The following is a 16,181-nucleotide window of genomic DNA, read 5'->3' on the forward strand; positions in this document are numbered from 1 at the left end:
GCAATGGTGCGTGGCCGGATTGCGGTATCACCACAGTACCTTTTCAGTTCCGCCGGTCGCCGAGGCCAGCCTGGCCGCGTCGCAGATTGCGACCGCCAGCAGCCCCTCGGCCAGGCCGGCCGGGGAGAACGCCTCCATGGAGCGGCCGGTGACGGTCCCTGCCCGCTCGAGCACCGCAAGGGACTGGCGCGCCAGCACGACGTCGACGTCGGCGTCCGCCGGGAACGCCGCACGGACCGAACCGGCGGGTTCCGCCGCGGAAGCGGGCCAGTCCAGCGTCACTTCGTTCCTTACTGCGTCCCAGCCGATTGCCCCCTGCTCGGTCGCAATCCGGATGCTGCGCGTTTTAACCGGCGTGACGTAGTCCAGGCGCAGGTGCACGCAGGGACCATCGCCCCACAGCACATCGGCGGACTCTTCGGCCTCGATGCCGAGGATCCCGTGCCCGAGGGTGGCCTTAAGGGAAACCGGGGCGCCCAGCAGCATCGCCGGGTAGTCGATGTCGTGGACCAGGTCCCGGAGGACACCGCCGTCGTCCTTGCGGGCCGAGTAGCTGCTGCGGAAGTCGCGGCCCGGCCGCCACGAGGGCAGCCACGACTGGGACACCACCTGGGCGCTGGTCACGCGGCCAAGCAGGGGCAGAACATCCGCCGTCAGTGCCAGCCCCTGATGGAAGCGCAACGGTGCGCTGACCATGATGGTGTTGGCCCGCGGATGCTCCAACAGCACGCGCGCTTCTTCCGCGGACGGTGCGACCGGCTTCTCCAGCAGGATCGAAGCGGGGGAGTGTTCCAGCGCCTCGAGGGCGTCGGCGACGTGCCGGTTGGTGTCGGTGGCGATGATGACCAGGTCAAGGGGTTCGTCCGGGTAGCGCTGGACCAGCTGGACCGAGGCGGGGTAGTCGGCGGCGCGTGCGGACGGGTCCGACGACGGCGGCCTAACCGGCCACGCAAAGAGTTGTTCGACCCCCAGGCTGTGCAGCACACGCAGGTGCCGGGCCCCGATGGAGCCCGTACCGCGGACCAGGGCACGCAGCGGGCGGCCCGCTTGGACCCGGGCGGCAGGCGTGGCGACGCTCGCCATCACCTTAGAATCGTCCAAGTATGATGAAAAGGTCATCTGGCAACTCTATTCTCAAAGGCGCTGCGACTATAAATGGATGGGCAATCCCCGAAGGAAACGGCATGGCTCATCATCGGCGCCTCCGGCCATAGCCGCAGCCTGGCCGCCATCATCCGCGGCCGCGGCGAACGGATCGCCGCCCTCAGCGACCGGGCCTTCGGCGCCGCGGGTGCGCGCCCGGATGGCCCTGTCCCCGACCTCGCCGCTTTCGCGGGCCGCGACGGCGAGACTCCCGCCTGCTTCGGGGACGACGGTGAGGCCTTGGACTACGCCGCCCGGCATTCCCTCGCGATCGCCGTCGGGATCGGCGACAACGCCATTCGCTCCAAGATTGCGGACGCGATCCTGGCCGAGGCCCGCTTTGCGGCCCTGGCCGCTCCGCTGGTTGCCAGCAGCGCGACCGTGGACAGCACGGCGGTCCTCGGCGCCCTCAGCCAGGTCTGCGAGCACGCGCATGTGGGTCCGCAGGCCCGGATCGGCGACGCTGCGGTCATCAACACCAGCGCCATCGTCGAACACGACGCGGTGGTTGGAGCCGGTACCCACATCGCCCCGGGGGCCGTCCTGCTGGGGGCCGCCGTGACGGGAATCCAGGTGTTTCTAGGCTCGGGTGCCCGCATCCTGCCGGGCGTTTCCGTGGGGGACTTCGCGGTGCTGGGGGCAGGGTCGGTGGCGACGCGGCCGTTGGCCGGTATGACAACATATGTGGGAGTGCCCGCACAGCGACTTGTATCTACGAAAGGTCCAGCCAATTGACTCATGACCCGATTTCCAGCTCCGTAACTTTTGGCAGCCACCGCATCGGCCCTTCCGAAGAGATCTTCATCATCGCGGAGGCCGGCGTGAACCACGATGGTGATGTGGCCGTGGCCCATGAACTCATCGACCTGGCCGCCGATACGGGTGCAAACGCGGTCAAGTTCCAGACCTTCAAGCCGGAGGCCCTGGTCACCGGATCGGCCGACACCACGCCGTACCAGAAGGCTGCAGGGTTCTCGGAGTCCCAGTCGGAGATGCTGGCCCGGCTCACGCTGCCCGAGTCCGCCTGGGCCGAGTTGCGGGACCACAGCACCGAACGCGGCATCACCTTCCTTTCCACTCCGTTCGACTACGACAGCGCCCTGATGCTGGCGGAACTGGGTGTCCCGGGGCTCAAGATCGGGTCCGGAGAGCTCACCAACACTCCGTACCTCGCCGCGATCGCCGAGTTCGGCATCCCGATGATCGTCTCGACCGGCATGGGCACCCGCGAGGAAATCGCCGCGGCGCTCGAGGCGACTGCCAAGGCTCCGGCCACCGTGCTGCTGCACTGCGTCTCTGCGTACCCCGCACCGCTGGAAGAAGCCAACCTCCGGGCCATCCCCGCGCTCCGCCAGGAATTCGGCGTCGAGGTCGGCTGGTCGGATCACACCCCGGGGTCAGTGACGGCCATCGCCGCCACCGCCCTCGGGTCCACGCTGCTCGAGAAGCACATCACCACCGACAAGACCCGCAACGGCCCGGACCACTCGGCATCCTTGGAGCGGGCGGAATTCGCAGACTACGTGCGCTTTGTCCGGGAAGCGCACCTCGCGCTCGGGGACGGGAACAAGCGGCGGATGCCCAGCGAGGAAGCCAACGCCACGCTGGTGCGCCGTTCCTTCCATGCCGTCCGCGACATCCCGGCCGGTGCCGTCATCACGGCCGACGACGTTGCCATCCTGCGCCCCGAAGGCGGGCTGTCGCCGTCCGCCCTCGTGGTGGGGCAGCAGGCCAAGCGCGCCATCGCCGCCGGTTCTCCCGTAACCGGCGGGGACATCGCCTGAGATGAAGGTTCTTGCGTTCGCCGGCACACGGGCGGATCTCTTCCCGCTGGGACCGGTGCTGGTCGCCCTGGACGCCGATGCCGCAGTGGAGCTTCACGTCGCGACCGCCATCGGTTTCCCTGACGGCACAGCGCATGCCCGGCTCCTGGAGGCGGGGCTGTCGCCCGACACTTTCGTCCACCACGAACTGGGCCTGTACCTGGCAGAACCGTCCGCCGAGCGGCAGTCGCTGACCGGCGCGGCCCTGTCCACCGGGATGGCGAAGCTGCTGCCCGAGCTCAAGCCGGACGCCGTCGTCGTCCTGGGGGACCGGTGGGAACTGCTCTACGTGCTGCCGCCGGTGGTGATCAGCGGTGTCCGCCTGATCCACCTGCATGGCGGCGAGGTCACCGAAGGCGCCCTCGATGAACGGGTCCGCCACGCGGTGACCAAGCTCGCGGACCAGCACTGCGTCAGTACGGCACAGGCCGCGCGCAGGGTTGCCCAGCTGGGCGAGTCCGCCGAGCGGATCCACCAGACGGGCGCCCCGGGGCTGGACCGTTTCGCCCATCCCGTGCCCTTGAGCGGTGAGGAATTCCAAGCCGAGTTCGGCGTTCCCCTGGTTCAGCCCCTGGTCATGGTGACCTACCATCCGCCGACCGCCGAGATGGCGACCAACGCCGGCGAGCTGGCCCGGCAAGTCTTCGAAGAATCCCTCGCCCAGGCCGGCACGGCCATCCTCACCTACCCCGGCTTCGACGCAGGCCGGGAGGACATCATCGCCGTCCTCGAGGAGATCCGGGAGCGGAACCTGCCAGGGGTCATCGTGCGCGAAAGCCTGGGCCCGCTCTACCCCCGGGTCATGGCCACCGTGCGTGCACTGGTAGGGAATTCCTCCTCGGGAATCCTGGAAGCAGCGTCCTTCCACGTGCCCGTGGTGAACGTCGGTGACCGGCAGCGGGGCCGCGAGTACGGCGCCAATGTGCTGCAGTGCCGGGATGAGCGGAACGAGATTCACGCTAGTATTGAAAAGGCCCTGAGCCCGCAGTTCCACCTGATGTGCCGTAGCGTGGTCAACCCGTACGGGGATTCCCACTCCGCAGAGCCAATCGAACGCGTGATCGTGGGTAGCCTTGCCACGGGCCTGACCAAGGCTTTTGTTGACTTACCGCTGGAGAGTTGAATCTATGACCATTGAGGGACCGTTGAGCAACGTCTGCGTGGGCCCCGAGGCCACCGTGCGCCAGGCGTTGGAAGCAATCGACCGTGGCGCTTCGGCAATTGCGCTGGTCACGGACGACGGCCGCCTCCGCGGTGTCATCACCGACGGCGACATCCGCCGCGGCCTGCTCAGCGGGGCGCAGCTGGACTCCCCGGCGCTTAAATTCGCCAACGTCGAGCCGCACGTGGTCCGGCCGGAGGCCACCCGCGCCTCGGTGCTGGACCTGATGCGCAGCCTGCGGATCAGCGAGGTCCCCGTTGTGGACGACTCCGGCACGCTCGTCGGGCTGCACACCCTCAACGATATCGTCGGACGCAAGCGGCTGAGCAACATCGCAGTGATCATGGCCGGAGGCAAGGGAACCCGCCTGGGTGCCCTGACGAAGGACACCCCCAAGCCGCTCATGACCGTGGCCGACCGCACCATCATCGAGTGGATCATCCTCGGCCTGGTTGAGTCCGGCATTACCAACATCTACGTTTCCGTCGCCTACCTGGCGGAGAAGATCAAGGACCACCTCGGGGACGGCTCCCAGCTCGGCTGCAAGATCAGCTACCTATACGAGGATCCAGCGACCCCGCTGAACACGGCCGGTGCGCTCGGACTCCTGCACCACGAGGTGCCAGACATTTCCGAGCCCGTCATCGTGACCAACGCTGACCTGATGGTGCGGTACTCCGCGGCGGACTTGCTGGCCTTCCACAGTTCCAGGAACGCTGCGGTAACAGTTGCGGCCCGGCCCTACACGCACCAGGTGCCCTTCGGTGTGCTCGAGATCGGCGAAGGCCGGTCCATCAGCTCGGTGGTGGAGAAACCGACCATCGAATTCGAAATCAGCACCGGGATCTACGCCGTTTCGCCCGAAGCCCTGGCGATGGTGCCCTACATGAAACCGTTCTCCATGCCCGACCTCGTCAAAGCCTGCATCGACGACACCAAAAACGTGGCCGCGTGGCCCATTGAGTCCGACTGGATCGACGTCGGAACTCCCAAAGACCTAGCAACAGCGAAAGGCCAGTGATAGCCGTGAACTACCAGGACATTAAAGGCAAGACAGTGGTCGTTACCGGCGCCGATGGCTTCATCGGCAGCCACGTCACCCAGCGCCTCATCGCCGAGGGCGCCAACGTGCGCGCCCTCTGCGTGTACAACTCCAACGGCTCCTACGGCTGGCTGGACGAGCTGAGCCCGGCAGAGCGTGACGCCGTGGACCTGCAGCTCGGCGACATCCGCGACTCGGAATTCGTCTCGGACCTGGTCAAGGGCTCCGACGTCGTCCTCCACCTTGCCGCGCTGATCGCCATCCCGTATTCCTACCAGGCGCCCCGCTCCTATGTGGAGACGAACGTCGTCGGAACCCTGAACGTGCTCGAAGGCGTGCGGCGCCACGGCGTCGGCCGCCTGGTCAACACCTCCACGTCCGAGGTCTACGGCACCCCCAAGACTGTCCCGATCACGGTCGACAACGAACTCCGCGGCCAGTCGCCGTACAGCGCAACGAAGATCGCTGCGGACAAGCTGTGCGAGGCCTGGGCCAGCTCCTTCGAAACGCCCGTGGTCGTCCTGCGCCCGTTCAACACCTACGGCCCCCGGCAGTCCGCCCGCGCGGTCATCCCCACCGTGCTCCAGCAGATGGTGGCCGGCGCCGAAAAGATCCACCTCGGATCGTTGACCCCGCGCCGCGACTTCACCTTTGTCTCGGACACCGCGGACGGCTTCTTCAAGGCTGCAACAGCTGACATCCCGCTGCAGGGCCAGGTCATTCAGCTCGGCACCGGCCACGACGTCACCATCGGTGAACTCGTGGAAATGTCCGCCAAGGTCACCGGCTCGACCGCCGAAATCATCACCCAGGACGAGCGCGTCCGGCCCGAGGCCAGCGAGGTCATGCGCCTCCTCTCGGACCCCTCCCAGGCCCTCGCGGAACTGGGCTGGGCACCCCAGGTCAGCCTCGAAGACGGTCTGCGCCAGACCGCCGAGTGGATCCAGGCCCGCGGCGTTGACGCGTCCGCAGCCGCGAAATACTCCCGCTAAACACCCGCCAGAAAGGCACACCGTGACGCGAGTCCCCCTAGCCATTCCCAACATCGGCGCCCGCGAGGCGGAGCTGATGAACGAAGCCATCAGTTCCGGTTTCGTCTCCTCCGTGGGGCGCTTCGTGAGCGAGTTCGAGACCCGCTTCGCCGAATACGTTGGCGCCAAGTACGCCGTGGCCTGCGCCTCGGGCACGGCCGCGCTGCATATCGCCATGCGACTGGCCGACATCCAGCCGGGGGACATGGTGGCCGTCTCGGACTTCACCTTTATGGCGAGCTCAAACGCGGCGTCGTACCAGTTCGCGGAACTGCTCCTGGTGGACTCCGACGCCGAGTCCTGGTGCATGGATGTCGACCTGCTCCGCAAGGAACTTGAGCGCCGGAAGGCGGCGGGGGAGAAGCTCCCGAAGGCCATCGAAATCGTGCACATCCTCGGCCAGCCTGCCGACGTCGCCGCTGTCGTGGAACTTGCCCGCGAATACGGGATCATTGTGATCGAGGACGCCGCCGAGGCGCTCGGCGCCACCTGGACGTCCGGCCCGCTGGCAGGCCGTCACGTGGGAACCGTCGGCGACATGGGCGCGTTCTCGTTCAACGGCAACAAGATCATGACCACCGGCGGCGGCGGCATGTTCACCACCGACGACGAGGAACTGGCGCGCCGTGCCAAGCACCTCTCGACCCAGGCCCGTATGCCCGACCGCGGCTACCTGCACGACGAGATCGGCTTCAACTACCGGCTGACCAACATCGCAGCCGCGCTCGGCGTCGCCCAGCTTGAACGCCTCGACGATTTCGTCGCCGCCAAGCGGGCCGTCGCCAAACGTTACAACGACGCGTTCGCCGGAACGGCCATCCAGACGCCGCCGACCCTCCCCGGACAGGAGTCGACGTACTGGCTGTACTCGATCCAGGTTCCGGCGGAGCGCGGGCCGGGTGCCCGCGATGAGCTCCAGGACTTCCTGGCCGAGGTGGACATCGAGTCCAGGTCGCTGTGGCGCCCCCTGCACATGCAGCCGCCACTGAAGAACGAGCCATTGCTGGGCGGCGCCGTCGGCGAAGATCTCTTCGCCCGGGGCCTGTCCCTGCCGTGCTCGACCGAGCTTACGGAAGCCGATCAGAAGCGCGTAATCGACCGGGTCCACGAATGGCTTCAGCTCAACGGTGGATGATGTAGCCGGCAGCGCCGACCGCCCGGGGACAGCCGAGCCGGCTTCCCGGACGGGACGCAACTCGGTGCTTTACCTCGCCGGGGCCCTGATGCAGGGCCTCGGCGTGTTCCTCGTCCAGCCTTTTGCGCTCCATGTGCTCAACAGCGACGTCAAATGGCAGGAACTGTTCCTGTCCGTGTCGCTGATCCAGGTGGGCGTGGTCCTGGCTGCGGCCGGCCTTCCGCTGGCCATCACCAAGGCCTGGTTCGACCCGGACGGGCCCTCGAAGGCCCGATCCATCAGCGGACTGCTGACCGTGGGCGGTATTCTCGTCGGCGGCCTGGCCGCCGCCGTCTACTGGGCTGCGGCGGGCGCCGGTCATTCCACGAGCTTTGTCATTGCACTGGCGGCGATGGGACTGCAGTCCGCCGTGCTGGCGGCCCAGGCCATCCTCCGGGCCCAGGGCCGGGCGATCATGTTCGTCGTCTTGAGCCTGTGCTCGTCGATGGCGGCCTACGTCGGCGGGCTCGCCGCCATGCTGGTCTTCGGCGCGGAACCGGAAATCTTCATGGCCGGCTATGGGCTGCTGGTCCTGCTCAGTGCAGTGCTTTCTGTCGCCGTCGCCCGGCCCGCGCCGCCCTTTGCCCACCGGGGCGCCGCCAAAGAGGCTCTCGCGATCGGCCTGCCCGTCCTTCCCCATACCGGCGCGCTGATGCTGCTGACCCAGGGGGCGGCGTTCCTGCTGGCCCTCACGGCCGCCAATGGTGTCTCCGGTGACTACGGCAAGGTCCAGATTTTCGTACTCGGCACGGTGACGCTGCTCGGCGCCCTGAACAACGCCTGGGTCCCGGCGCTGATGTCTGTGCGCGGCAACGCAAGGGTCGCCAGGATGCGCTCGACCATGACGACGGCGAGCCTGGCCGGGCTGGCCATCATCGTTGTCGCTGCCGCCGGAGCGAACCTCGTGACCCACGTGATGGCCGGCGGCAAGGAAAGCCTGATCCCGGTGGCGCAAATCATGCCTCTGATCGGGCTCGGCTACGTCCTGTACCTCAACGCCTCCACCCTCTTGTTTGCCGACAATGCCACCTGGTGGCTCTCCATCGTCACCCCGACCGTCCTCGGCGTCGGCGTGCTGCTCGCGCTGTGGCCGGCGACGCACGGGGACCTCGTCGGCATGGCCGTGGCGTCCGTGGCAACGTTCTTCCTGCTGGGCTGTGCGTATTTCCTCGTTGCACGGCGGCGCGCCGCCGGTGGCTGGGCGCTCAAGGTCTATGGCGCCTGCTGCCTGGCCGCGGTGGCCTACGTGGCTGTCCTCCTGCTCCTGCCCCGGGATATCCTGACGGGCGTAATAACCGTCGCGGTAGTGGGTGCGGTAATGGCCGCGGCCGCCATCATCTGGCGGGCCCGCGCCCGCCGCGCCACCGCGGTAGCCCAGAGTCGAAAGGAACAGATCCTTGACTGACGCACCGCCAGTGGTGGAACGGACCGGAGCGCCGTCGGCCAAGCCTGCCCCCGGCCCCATCATCTTTTTCGACTTCGCCCGCGGGGTTTCCGCCCAGGCGGTGGTCCTGGGCCACGCGCTCAACATCTTTGTGCCCGGGATTTTCATGGTCCCCGGACAACGGGTGTTCTACATGCAGTCCTTCGCCGTGATCATCTTTTTTGTACTGTCCGGCTTCCTGATCACCAGCGCCGTCCTCAAGAAGAAGTCCCAGCCCGGCTTCACGTTCGGCTCGTACCTCATTGACCGGATCGCGCGGGTGGTCTATCCGCTCGTCCCGGCCCTGTTCCTGATCACCGTGTTCGACTTCCTCGTCCTCCACGGCTCGACCAAGTTGCCCTTCATCAGGATCGACCTCAGCCCGCAGACGATTGCCGGCAACTTCCTGCTGCTGTTCAACCACCCGATCCTCCAGGAACTGGCGCCCCGGCTGCGGATGCCGTGGATCAGCGTGGGTCCGGTCGGTTCGGGCGCCCCGCTCTGGTCAGTGGTGGCCGAGTGGTGGATCTACGTGGCGTTCGGCCTCCTGGCCTTCGCGGCCATCCGCCGGATGAAACTGGGCGTCGGCAGCGCCCTCCTGCTGGTGTTCGCCATTGCCGTTCCCGTTGGCTACATGGCGAAGGGCGGCTACGAGTCCCTCGCCTGGATCATCGGAATGCTCTATGCAATGGCTGCCGCGCAGCTGCGCAAGCTGCCGGCCTCGTTCCACGGGATGCTCGCCATCCTGGCGACGGCAGGATTCCTGGTGTCCCTGTATTACGGCGGGCAAAACCTGCATGCGGCCAGCGCCATCGGCACCGCCTCCGTGGCATTTTGCCACCTGTACTTTTGGCTGTCCGGCCGCAAGGAGCGAGCCGCGGCGGCGCCGAACTTTGATGCTGCGCGGCCGGCTCCGGCGACCCAGTGGTTTAACAAGGCCAGCGTCTTCCTGTCCAGCTTCAGCTATTCGCTGTACCTGATCCACTTCTCGGTCATCACCTACCTCTGGTTCTACCTGCACGACCGCCTCAGTGCGTGGCAGCTGATTCCGCTGGCGCTCGTGGTCAGCAATGTGCTGGCCTACGGCTACTTCCTCCTGGTGGAACGGCACTTCCACAAGGTGGGAAAGTTCCTGAAAGCCCGCCTGCTCAGGTAGGAACGGATGCGGCGGTAACAACCCGGGCGGCGAGCCGGATTGGATCTTCAACGAAGGTACTATTCGTGTGGGGGATTTCCAGGATCACCCTGAAGACTGATATCGGCTTGCTAGTTGTTTGGGGATCATGATCGTGACCGACCACGTTAGTGTCTGGAAATACCGGCTGCAACACGGCTCGGCGCATGCCGGCCTCGCGTTGTTGTTCATCCTGGCGGTCATGCTCATGGGGCCCGGCGTCGTCTGGGGCGACACTGTCCAGTACATCAGAATCGCCGACCAGCTGCAGGGCATCCCCTCGGACCAGGCGTGGCTGCACGCCTTCACGGAATTCTGCAAAAACCCGTCCGTGCCCTACAAGGGGACCCTCGAGAACTGCATCACCAAGACCGTTGCCGGCCGCGGCCCGGTGATCGGCTGGGTGGACCGGAACCCCCAGTACCAGGCCATCTTCACCCCAAGGGTGGGTTTCCCGCTCCTGTCGATTCCCTTCATGCGGCTTCTCGGCGAGCGTGAGGGCATGTGGCTGGTCGCCGTCGCCGGAACAGCCATCGCAGGGCTGCTTATGGCCCGGCTGGCACGGATGGCCGGGCTCAACCTGGTGCCGTCCCTCCTGGTCCAGGCCGCCTTCTACGCCCTGCCCGCCAGCATCCCGCACGGTGTCGCCCTGCTGGCGGAGGGTCCGACACTTGCCTCCGCCCTGGTCATGGCCATCGGCATGGCCCACGTACTGCGGGGCTCCCGGGGTCGGGGGACGGCCCTGCTGGTGCTCGGGCTGGGACTGGTGTTTTTCTTCAAGTACTCCTCCGCCGTGCTGCTATGCCTGAGTTTCCTGCTGGTCTGCGTCGGCCTGTTGATCTTCAAGACCTACCGCCGCTACAGCCAGATACGCCTGGGCATCGTCATCGCCACCGTCTTGATCGTGACCTCGCTGGCCGTCAACGGACTGTTTGGCTTCCCGGGCCTCAACGAGAGCCTGCAGGACACCTTCACCGACCACTTCCGGCACCCGCCGGTGGACGATCCGTTCAGCCTGCTGATCGTGCTGGAGGGGGACTTCCTGTGGAGGTTCCTGATGGATCTCCCGGCCAACGCTGCGTATCTCCTTGTCTTCGTTGTGGGTGTGTGGGGATACGTGCGCGCCATGCGCGAGAAACTGTTGCCGCCGGCCGGCTGGGCTGGAGTGGCGCTGTCCCTCTACGGAATCCTCAGCGTCGTCGGACACCCGGTCTACACGCAGGCAGAGCGCCTGGGCTCCAGCCTCTGGGTCGGCGTCGCCATTGGCATAGGCTTGCTGGCCAGGTCGGTGACTGATCGGGTCCGGCAACGGAAGAGGTCACCTCAGCACCTGGCGGGGAGCGGAAGCCCGATCTAGCCCGGGCGCCCTGCCGCAAAGATGAAAATGGCCGGGTGAAAGTCCAATGACTTTCGCCCGGACATTCCCGTCGACTCTGGGATCTTCGCCTAGAAGTAGGCCACCTTGACGCCGGACGCGGTCCAGGTCATTGTCCCTCCCTGGAAACGAACTGTCTTGTACCCGGCGTAGGAGATTGCGGCCTGCGTGGGGTAACCGAGCTTGCCCATCTGCCAGCCGGCCACGCGCCACTGGCTCATGTATGGTTCGTTCACGGCGTGGGCGCCGCTCGCCGCCGTCCAGTAGATGTTGCCCCCGCTGAAGGGCTGGTAGCAGCCGCTTCCGTAAAGTCCGCAGACCACCGAACCCTTCGGGTAGCCGATTCCGCGCTGCCAGGCTGCTTCACCCCACCCCTTCCAGTAGGCGCCGGTGACGGCGTGGGCTCCGGTGGCGGCGCTCCAATAGATGTTGCCGCCGGTGAAGGGCTGGTAGCAGCCGCCGTTGTAGAGTCCGCAGCTGACTGTCCCCGTGGGGTAGCCGATCTTCGGCTGGAATCCGGCGCGCTGCCAGCCCTTCCAGTACTCGCCCGTGACGGCGTGGGCTCCGGTCGCGGAGCTCCAGTAGATGGTGCCGCCGGCAAACGTCTGGTAGCACCCGCCCCCGTACTGCCCGCAAACGGCCTCGTTGGTGGGGTAGCCGATGGTCGTTTGGAAGCGGACCTCTTTCCAGCCATTCCAGAAGGCTCCGGTCACCGCGTGGGCTCCCGTGGCGGAGGACTGGTAAATGTTGCCGTTGCTGAAGGACTGGTAGCAGCCGCCGCCATAAAGCCCGCAGGTGACGTCGTTGGTGGGGTAGCCGATCTTGGTCTGCCAGCCGGCCCGCCCCCACGCCGCCCAGAAGTCGCCGGTCACGGCATGGGCGCCGGTGGCGGCGGACCAGTAGATGTTGCCGCGGGTGAATTCCTGGTAGCAGCCGCCGCCGTAAAGCCCGCAGTTCTCGTTGGATTTGGGGTACCCGATGCCGTCTTGCCAGCCTGCTGCTTTCCAGGCGGCCATGTAGGAATTCTTCACGACAAACGTCCCCACGCCGGGGGTGTTGTAGGCGTTGCCGCCCTGGAAGGTCTGGTGGCACGTGGTTGTGGTGGTGGGGCAGATGGCGTCGCTGGTGGCGTAGCCGATTCCTGTCTGCCATCCGGCTTTGCCCCAGGCAGTCCAGTAGGCCCCGGTGACCGGATGCGCCCCCGTCGCGGAGGTCCAGTAGATGTTGCCGTTGGTGAAGGCGCGGTAGCAGCCGTTGCCCACGAGCCCGCAGATCTCCGAGGTCGTTTTGGCTGCACCCAGCGGCCCCGTTGCACCGCCGGTGGCCACCCATTTGGCGTCGATTGCACCGTTGGAGCCGACAGTTCCGCGGGCGAATGACTGCAGCTGGGCCGTGGAACCGTTCCAGACGTTCGAGTCCCCATTATTGGCGAAGGGGCCGGTGCTGCTGAACTGCCAGATGCTGTAGGTGGACCAGCTGGTGGGGATCGGTCCGGCGTCGTTGGAGGCCTTGACCGGGTAGGAGGCCAGCCAGAGCGGGTTGTCGCCGAAGCCGAGGGGATTTCCGACGCAGTCCTTCCACCAGTAGTAGCCGGTGTAGATCACGGGCAGTCGACCCGTGAGTGCCTTCATGGTGTTGCTGAAGTCCTTGGCCCAGGCAGTCAGGGCCGCCCGGGACATGTCATAGCAGGCGTTGCCCTGGTAATACCCGTTGATGGTCCGGCCCTCGTACGGGTTGCCCTCGAAGTCGAGCACCGGCGGCATGGTGTGACCGTCGTTGGACCAGCCACCGCCACTCTTGACGAAGATCCTTGCCTGGTCGGCCCCGGACGACGCCGCCGGGTTGGCGAAGTGGTAGGCGCCCCGGATCATGCCGACGCCGCGGGCACCGGTGTACTGCGAGCCGAAGAGCGGATTCGTGTAGTAGTTCCCCTCGGTCGCCTTGATGTAGGCAAAGCGGGCGCCGAGGTTCCATTGCTGCTGCCAGCTAATCGAGGCCTGGTGCTCGCTGACGTCCATGCCCTTGACACCGAACGTCGGCGTCCAGGTGCCCTCGGTCGCCAGCGCCTGGGTGGTGGCCTTGTCCCCGGTGGACGTGGCGGCGGAAAGTCCTGCCCCGCCCATTTCCGCTCCGCCGGTACGGGTTGCGGCCGCCATGGCGGCGCGGTAGGCCTCGGATGTCCGGTCGACAGTCACCGGCGCGGTGCTCACGGACGGCGACGGTGCTGGAGAGGACGACGGCGCCGGAGCGGCCGGGGCCGGGGCAGGCGTTGGGGAGATGGTCGGGGCCGGTGTGCTCGCCGTGGGCGCCGGCGTCGCCGTTGTGGTCGCCGCGGGTGTGGGTTCAACGGCGGCGGCGGGCGGCACCAGTCCCGGGACCGCAAGCAGGGAGGCGGCCAGAAGCACGGCTCCGATCCGGCTGCCGAGTAGGCTCAGGGGTGGAAGTTGGGTCCGTTTCATTTGCCGCTCCGGAACAACACGCTCATGGCAGTGTCATAGTGATCCCACGCCCGGGTGCCATGCAGGAGGCAGCTGTCCGGGATGTGAGAATGTCTGACTTGTCGCGCCCACCCTAACACCGCCGCCAAGCGTGAACCAGAGTGCCTCGTGTTACTAGTGAGGCAATTGTTATGAATCGGGGAATCTGTTTTCCACATAGATCCGGCCGCGCCCTTGTCCGTCGGCCCGGGCGCCTCTAGCTTTAACCCAGTTGCACTGCCCCAGGGGGATGGGTAGCGGTCATGTTGGGGGCACCGTGGAAGCTGTGCGCATCGTCGAGGACGAAGTCCGTGAGTTGATCCGTCGCCGCGGCCTTGATCCGCTGCGGCAAAGCGGGGAAGTCCGCCGCCTCGTGGAGGAGGCGATCAGCGACTACGACGAGCGCGCGCTGCTCGCACCGCTTCCGCCCATCGGCCCGCTGGAGCAGGCCCGGAGATTTGTCTTCGACGCTGTGGCGGGATTCGGGGCGCTGCAGCCGTTGCTCGACGATCCGGCCATCGAAGAGATCTGGCTCAACGCCCCGGATGAGATTTTCGTCGCGCGCAACGGTGAATCCGAGCTGACCTCCATCGCCCTGACGGACCAGCAGGTGCGCAACCTGGTGGAGCGGATGCTGAAGAGCTCCGGGCGGCGGCTGGATATTTCCTCCCCGTTTGTGGACGCGGCCCTGCCGGACGGCTCGCGGCTCCACGTCGTCATCCCCGACGTGACCCGGCGGCACTGGGCGGTCAATATCCGCAAATTCGTGGTCAAAGCCAGCCGGCTCGAACACCTCGTGGACCTGGGCACCCTCACCCCGCAGTCGGCCCGCTTCCTCGGCGCCGCCGTGGCAAGCGGGCTCAACATCCTGGTTTCCGGCGCGACCCAGGCCGGAAAAACCACCATGCTCAATTGCCTGGCCGCGAGCATCGGCACGCGCGAGCGGGTGGTCACGGTGGAGGAAATCTTTGAACTCCAGTTCCCGCTGCGCGACGTCGTCGGGCTGCAGTGCCGGCAGCCCAACCTGGAGGGCGAAGGCGAGATCCCCATGCGCCGGCTCGTCAAGGAGGCCCTGCGGATGAGGCCGGACCGGCTCGTGGTCGGCGAGGTCCGCGAGGCCGAAAGCCTGGACATGCTCATTGCCTTGAATTCGGGGCTGCCGGGAATGTGCACGATCCACGCAAATTCGGCCCATGATGCGGTGACAAAGATCTGCACGCTGCCGTTGCTGGCCGGGGACAACATCTCAAGTGCCTTCGTCGTCCCGACCGTGGCGTCCTGCATCGACCTGGTGGTCCACTGCAGCCGGCAACCGGGTGGCCGGCGGCAAGTCACGGAAATCCTTTCGCTGGGGCGCAGGGTGGAGAACGGCATCATCGAGTCGTCCATGGTGTTCGACATGCTCGACGGCAAGCTGCAACCGCAGGCGAATTCCATGCCCGCTGCCGAGAAGTTCGCCCGCTCCGGGTTCGACGTCGCGGCGCTGCTGGAGCCGCGCTGATGGCGCCGCTGCTGGGGGTGCTCGGGGGAGCCGGACTGCTGCTGGTCTGGTGGTCAGCCTGGGAACAACCCCACCGAGCCAGGCGCCGGCCCCGGGTCAGCCGGCTGGAGGACCTCCTGCGATCCGCCGGCATCGAAAAGGTCAGCCGGCTGGGCCTACTCGCGACGTGTCTCGGCGTCGGTGCTTTCGTGACCCTCGTGTTCTTCGCGGGCACCAGGTCATGGCCGATTTCCGGCTGCTTCGGGCTGTTCGGGGGCTGGCTCCCGCTGGGCATCGTCAAATGGCGCGCCCGCAAACGCACGGCCGTACTCCGCGAGCTGTGGCCCGACGTCGTCGACCATCTGCGCTCGGCCATCCGGGCGGGCTTGTCGTTGCCGGAGGCACTTATTCAACTGGGCGAGAAGGGGCCGTCCGAGCTGCGGCAGTTGTTCCGCGACTTCGGCGCGGATTACCGGTCCGGCGGCCAGTTCGACCCCGCCCTGGACCGGCTGAAGGAGAGACTTGCTGATCCCGTTGCTGACCGGATCGTTGAGGCACTGCGACTGACGCGCGAGGTAGGCGGATCGGACCTCGGACGCCTGCTGGGCACGCTCGCCGAATTCCTGCGGGAAACCGCCCGGACCCGCAGCGAGCTGGAAGCCCGGCAATCCTGGACGGTGAACGCCGCCCGCCTCGCCGTGGCCGCTCCATGGATTGTCCTCGTGCTGATGGCGGGCCGGCCCGAGGCCGTGGCGGCCTACAACTCGCCCGTCGGCACAGTGGTTCTGGTCGGCGGCCTGCTGGTCTCGTTGTTCTCCTACACCGTCATGCTGCGAATCGGTGCCCTCCCGCAGGACGAGCGGGTACTCCGGTGAAC

The 16,181-nt window shown here is 66.8% G+C and carries 13 protein-coding genes; 11 read left to right on the forward strand and 2 right to left on the reverse strand.

Translation table 11 applies throughout. From position 1 onward, the window contains the following. Positions 1 to 27: 27 nt before the first annotated feature. Complete coding sequence (locus tag AC1DBD_RS10770) at positions 28 to 1,119, reverse strand: Gfo/Idh/MocA family protein (protein WP_476982075.1); 1,092 nt, start codon at positions 1,117 to 1,119, stop codon at positions 28 to 30. Between the two features lie 36 nt (positions 1,120 to 1,155). On the opposite strand from AC1DBD_RS10770, the gene AC1DBD_RS10775 reads away from it, so the two are divergent. The 9 genes from AC1DBD_RS10775 to AC1DBD_RS10815 all read left to right on the forward strand — a co-directional run bounded on the left by AC1DBD_RS10775 (position 1,156) and on the right by AC1DBD_RS10815 (position 11,329). Further along, positions 1,156 to 1,878 (forward strand): LbetaH domain-containing protein, encoded by a 723-nt coding sequence (locus tag AC1DBD_RS10775; protein ID WP_476982076.1) that lies wholly within the window; start codon positions 1,156 to 1,158, stop codon positions 1,876 to 1,878. Beyond that, on the forward strand, positions 1,875 to 2,927 hold the full coding sequence (locus AC1DBD_RS10780; RefSeq protein ID WP_441417284.1) for an N-acetylneuraminate synthase family protein: 1,053 nt from the start codon (positions 1,875 to 1,877) through the stop codon (positions 2,925 to 2,927). Before AC1DBD_RS10775 ends, AC1DBD_RS10780 begins: the two co-directional genes overlap by 4 nt. A 1-nt stretch (position 2,928) precedes the next feature. After that, a complete protein-coding gene (gene neuC / locus AC1DBD_RS10785) occupies positions 2,929 to 4,089 on the forward strand; it encodes a UDP-N-acetylglucosamine 2-epimerase (RefSeq protein ID WP_476982077.1) in 1,161 nt (386 codons plus the stop codon). 4 nt (positions 4,090 to 4,093) lie between these two features. Then, positions 4,094 to 5,149 carry a sugar phosphate nucleotidyltransferase gene (locus AC1DBD_RS10790; RefSeq protein WP_441417286.1) on the forward strand — a complete coding sequence of 352 codons (1,056 nt, stop codon included), beginning with the start codon at positions 4,094 to 4,096 and terminating at the stop codon, positions 5,147 to 5,149. Positions 5,150 to 5,154: 5 nt separating this feature from the next. Then, the gene (locus AC1DBD_RS10795) at positions 5,155 to 6,162 is read left to right on the forward strand and encodes an SDR family NAD(P)-dependent oxidoreductase (RefSeq protein WP_441417287.1); all 1,008 of its coding nucleotides are present in this window, start codon (positions 5,155 to 5,157) and stop codon (positions 6,160 to 6,162) included. 22 nt (positions 6,163 to 6,184) lie between these two features. Further along, positions 6,185 to 7,336: an aminotransferase class I/II-fold pyridoxal phosphate-dependent enzyme gene (locus AC1DBD_RS10800; RefSeq protein WP_441417288.1), complete on the forward strand. Its 1,152-nt coding sequence runs from the start codon at positions 6,185 to 6,187 to the stop codon at positions 7,334 to 7,336. Then, positions 7,329 to 8,780: a lipopolysaccharide biosynthesis protein gene (locus AC1DBD_RS10805; protein ID WP_476982078.1), complete on the forward strand. Its 1,452-nt coding sequence runs from the start codon at positions 7,329 to 7,331 to the stop codon at positions 8,778 to 8,780. Before AC1DBD_RS10800 ends, AC1DBD_RS10805 begins: the two co-directional genes overlap by 8 nt. Beyond that, positions 8,773 to 9,954, forward strand: a complete 1,182-nt coding sequence (locus AC1DBD_RS10810) for an acyltransferase family protein (RefSeq protein ID WP_476982079.1) — start codon at positions 8,773 to 8,775, stop codon at positions 9,952 to 9,954. Before AC1DBD_RS10805 ends, AC1DBD_RS10810 begins: the two co-directional genes overlap by 8 nt. A gap of 133 nt (positions 9,955 to 10,087) precedes the next feature. After that, complete coding sequence (locus tag AC1DBD_RS10815) at positions 10,088 to 11,329, forward strand: hypothetical protein (RefSeq protein ID WP_441417291.1); 1,242 nt, start codon at positions 10,088 to 10,090, stop codon at positions 11,327 to 11,329. 89 nt (positions 11,330 to 11,418) lie between these two features. On the opposite strand, the gene AC1DBD_RS10820 is transcribed toward AC1DBD_RS10815, so the two are convergent. Further along, positions 11,419 to 13,806, reverse strand: a complete 2,388-nt coding sequence (locus AC1DBD_RS10820) for a GH25 family lysozyme (protein ID WP_476982080.1) — start codon at positions 13,804 to 13,806, stop codon at positions 11,419 to 11,421. Positions 13,807 to 14,101: 295 nt separating this feature from the next. Between AC1DBD_RS10820 and AC1DBD_RS10825 the strand changes: the two genes are divergently transcribed. Together AC1DBD_RS10825 and AC1DBD_RS10830 are read left to right on the forward strand one after the other, a co-directional pair. Continuing rightward, entirely contained in the window at positions 14,102 to 15,325 is a 1,224-nt protein-coding gene (locus tag AC1DBD_RS10825; protein ID WP_476982081.1) for a CpaF family protein, read from the forward strand. Continuing rightward, positions 15,325 to 16,179, forward strand: a complete 855-nt coding sequence (locus tag AC1DBD_RS10830; protein WP_441417294.1) for a type II secretion system F family protein — start codon at positions 15,325 to 15,327, stop codon at positions 16,177 to 16,179. Before AC1DBD_RS10825 ends, AC1DBD_RS10830 begins: the two co-directional genes overlap by 1 nt. Positions 16,180 to 16,181: the final 2 nt, after the last annotated feature.

The organism is Arthrobacter sp. 10T419 (assembly GCF_056394105.1).

Bases quoted from the DNA above. Each gene is read 5' to 3' on its own strand.
- AC1DBD_RS10770 (WP_476982075.1), bottom strand. From the start codon at position 1,119: ATGACCTTTTCATCATACTTGGACGATTCTAAGGTGATGGCGAGCGTC.
- AC1DBD_RS10775 (WP_476982076.1), top strand. From the start codon at position 1,156: ATGGATGGGCAATCCCCGAAGGAAACGGCATGGCTCATCATCGGCGCC.
- neuC (WP_476982077.1), top strand. From the start codon at position 2,929: ATGAAGGTTCTTGCGTTCGCCGGCACACGGGCGGATCTCTTCCCGCTG.
- AC1DBD_RS10790 (WP_441417286.1), top strand. From the start codon at position 4,094: ATGACCATTGAGGGACCGTTGAGCAACGTCTGCGTGGGCCCCGAGGCC.
- AC1DBD_RS10820 (WP_476982080.1), bottom strand. From the start codon at position 13,806: ATGAAACGGACCCAACTTCCACCCCTGAGCCTACTCGGCAGCCGGATC.
- AC1DBD_RS10830 (WP_441417294.1), top strand. From the start codon at position 15,325: ATGGCGCCGCTGCTGGGGGTGCTCGGGGGAGCCGGACTGCTGCTGGTC.